This window comes from Kitasatospora humi (assembly GCF_020907985.1).
Lineage (GTDB): Bacteria > Actinomycetota > Actinomycetes > Streptomycetales > Streptomycetaceae > Kitasatospora > Kitasatospora humi.
Map to the genome: position 1 here is coordinate 1 of NZ_JAJJPA010000121.1, position 2,788 is coordinate 2,788.

General features: G+C 71.3%; 2 protein-coding genes. One reads left to right on the forward strand and one right to left on the reverse strand.

Annotated features, from left to right (window positions below):
• On the forward strand, positions 1-999 hold a 999-nt coding region (locus LN042_RS36620), incomplete at its 5' end, for a S66 family peptidase (RefSeq protein ID WP_230055792.1).
• 43 nt (positions 1,000-1,042) lie between these two features.
• Here the strand turns inward: LN042_RS36620 and LN042_RS36625 are convergent.
• Positions 1,043-2,485, reverse strand: coding sequence for an amino acid permease (locus LN042_RS36625; RefSeq protein ID WP_230055793.1), 1,443 nt, complete (start codon positions 2,483-2,485; stop codon positions 1,043-1,045).
• Positions 2,486-2,788: the final 303 nt, after the last annotated feature.

Here is a 2,788-nt window from a genome sequence, read left to right on the forward strand (position 1 = left end):
GGCGCCGTGCTGTCACCCGGAGCCGGCCTGCCCGCCGTCTTCCCGCACCCGCACGAGCTCGGCCTGCGCCGCCTGCGCGAGGAGTACGGCCTGGAGCCGGTGGAGTACCCGACCACCCGGGTGCTGGGCGCCTCCGCGCAGGACCGCGCCGCCGACATCAACACCGCCTTCGCGGACCCGAGCATCAAGGCGGTGATCGCCACCATCGGCGGCGAGGACCAGATCACCGTACTGCCCTACCTGGACGCCGAGTTGATCCAGGCCAACCCCAAGCCGTTCTTCGGCTACAGCGACAACACCAACCTGCTGCTCCTGCTGCGCAACCTGGGCGTGGTCGGCTACCACGGCGGAACGGTGATGGTGCAGTTGGGGCGCGGTGGCCGGGTCCACCCCGACACGGACGCCTCGCTGCGAGCCGCCCTCTTCGGCTCGGGCGCATACGAGTTGCGGCCCGCCGCTCGGGTCGGCGACCAGGAATCCCCCTGGGAGCAGCCCGAACTCCTCTCCCAGGAGCCGCTGATGGAACCCGCCGGCGGATGGATCTGGCACCAACCGGACCGGGTGGCGGACGGCCCCGGCTGGGGCGGCAACCTGGAGATCCTCTCCTGGATGGCGATGGCCGACCGCGAGATCCGCCCCGCACACGAGTACGCCGGCAGCGTCCTGTTCCTGGAGACCTCCGAGGAACTCCCCAGTGCCGACACCGTCTACCGCATTCTCCGCAACCTCGGCGAACGCGGCATGCTGCGCCGGTTCCCGGCGCTTCTGATGGCCCGTGCCAAGTCGTGGAGCTTCCAGCAGCGCCACACCCCCGCCGAGAAGGTCGCCTACCGCACCGCCCAACGCGAGGCCGTACTGCGGGCCTTGGCCGAGTACGCGCCGGATGCCATGGCGGTCTTCGACGTGGACTTCGGTCACACCGATCCGCAGCTCGTGCTGCCGGTCGGCGGCCGGATCCGGGTCGACGGGCCGGAGCGCCGCATCACGGTCTGGTACTGAAACGGCCGGCCCCCGACCGGATCGCCGGTCGGGGGCCCCTGGTTCAACGGTCCCGCTGCTCGCCGTCCCTGTGGCCGCGCCGCCCTGCCATCCAGACGTAGACCAGGATCCCGGCGAACAGGAACAACACACCCTGGTAGACCGCCGCGTAACCGGCGCCGGCCAGCAGCCAGAGCGAGAAGGCGAACGCGCCCAGGCCCAGCGCGGCGTCCCGCAGCAGCCGGCCCGGAGCCACCCTGCCCTGCTCGCCGCGCACCAGCCAGTACAACTGGGCGGCGGTGGAGAGCAGATACGGGACGGTGGCGGTGAACGAGGTCACCAGCACCAGCATCTCGAAAGCGCTCTTGGCACCCGAGGCGAAGTTGAGGACGGTCAGCAGCGAAGCCAGGCCGACGCTCACCAGCACGCCGTAGACCGGCACCCCGCGCTTCTCGACGCCGAACACGGCCGGGAAGAGCCCGTCCCGGGCGGCCGCGTACGGCGCTTGCGCGGCCAGCAGGGTCCAGCCGTTGAGCGCGCCGGTCATCGACACCAGCGCGGCCACCGCGATCACCGTGCCGCCCCAGGAGCCGCCGGACATCACGTCGACCGCATCCGAGAACGGCGCGGTGGAGTGCACCAGTTGGCTGTGCGCGACCGTCCCGAAGACCGCGAGGGTGCCGAGCAGGTAGACCAGCGCGGCACCGGTGGTGCCCAGCACGCTGGCCCGCCCGACGTTGCGCTCCGGGTCGCGGACCTGCCCCGCGCTCATCGCGGCGGACTCCACGCCCAGGTAGCTGAAGAGCAGGATCGCCGCAGCCGCCGTCATGCCGCCGACCCAGCCGCTGCCCGAGGCATCGAACGGCCCCATCTTGGCCGGGTCGAAGAAGAACAGGCCGCCGATGGCGACCAGCGCCAGCGGGACGAACTTCAGCACGGTGGAGACGAGCTGCACCGCGCCGATGTACCGGGTGCCGGCCAGGTTGGCCAGCGCCGGCAGCCACTGCAGCAGCAGCGCGGCAGCGATGGTGAGCAACGCGGAGTGCTGGATCGGCAGCAGCACGTCGAGGTAGCCGACCGCGGCCACCGCGAGGGCGGCGTTGCTGACCCAGGTGGTGATCCAGTACGACCACGCGGAGAGGAACCCGGCGAAGTCGCCGAACGCCTCACGCGCGTAGACGTAGGGCCCGCCGGTGCGCGGGTTGCGCCGCGCCAGCTTGCCGAAGACCAGCGCGAGTGCGATGGCACCCACGGTCAGAACGGCGAACGCGAGCAGGCTGACCGTGCCGTACGGGGCGACCGCGGCGGGCAGCATGAAGATGCCGCCGCCGATGATGTTGCCCATCACCAGCGCGGTCGCGGTCGGCAGACCGAACCGGCCGCGCCCGTGCTCCTCGACCTGCTCTGGAGCCGAATGTCCCGAGTGTCCCGAGCAGTCGACCGGATGGTCGACGGCGGCCGGCGTGGGGCTGGCTGCCTGACGGGGAAGGACCGGGCTGGTCTGCATGGGGGCGGTGCGCCTTTCCTGGTGGTGCTCGGCTCGGTGGAGCCGGCGACAATCGTCGCGTAGCGGACACCTGGCGCAAAATCACCCGCTTTTGTTCGTTGTGCCTGGTCAGTGGCCGTAAGTCTTTCGGCGTTCCGGGGCGCTCACCGGCACTCGTCCGGCGGGTGCCCGAGCTATCTCGGCCGGGCCGCGGTCACCAGGTAGTAGTCGAGCAACCGCTCCTGGTAGGCCCGTAGGAAGTTCCGCGGCCAGCTCCCCGGGGCCCACCAGCGGCTGAGCCAGCGGTCCCAACCCGCCCAGACG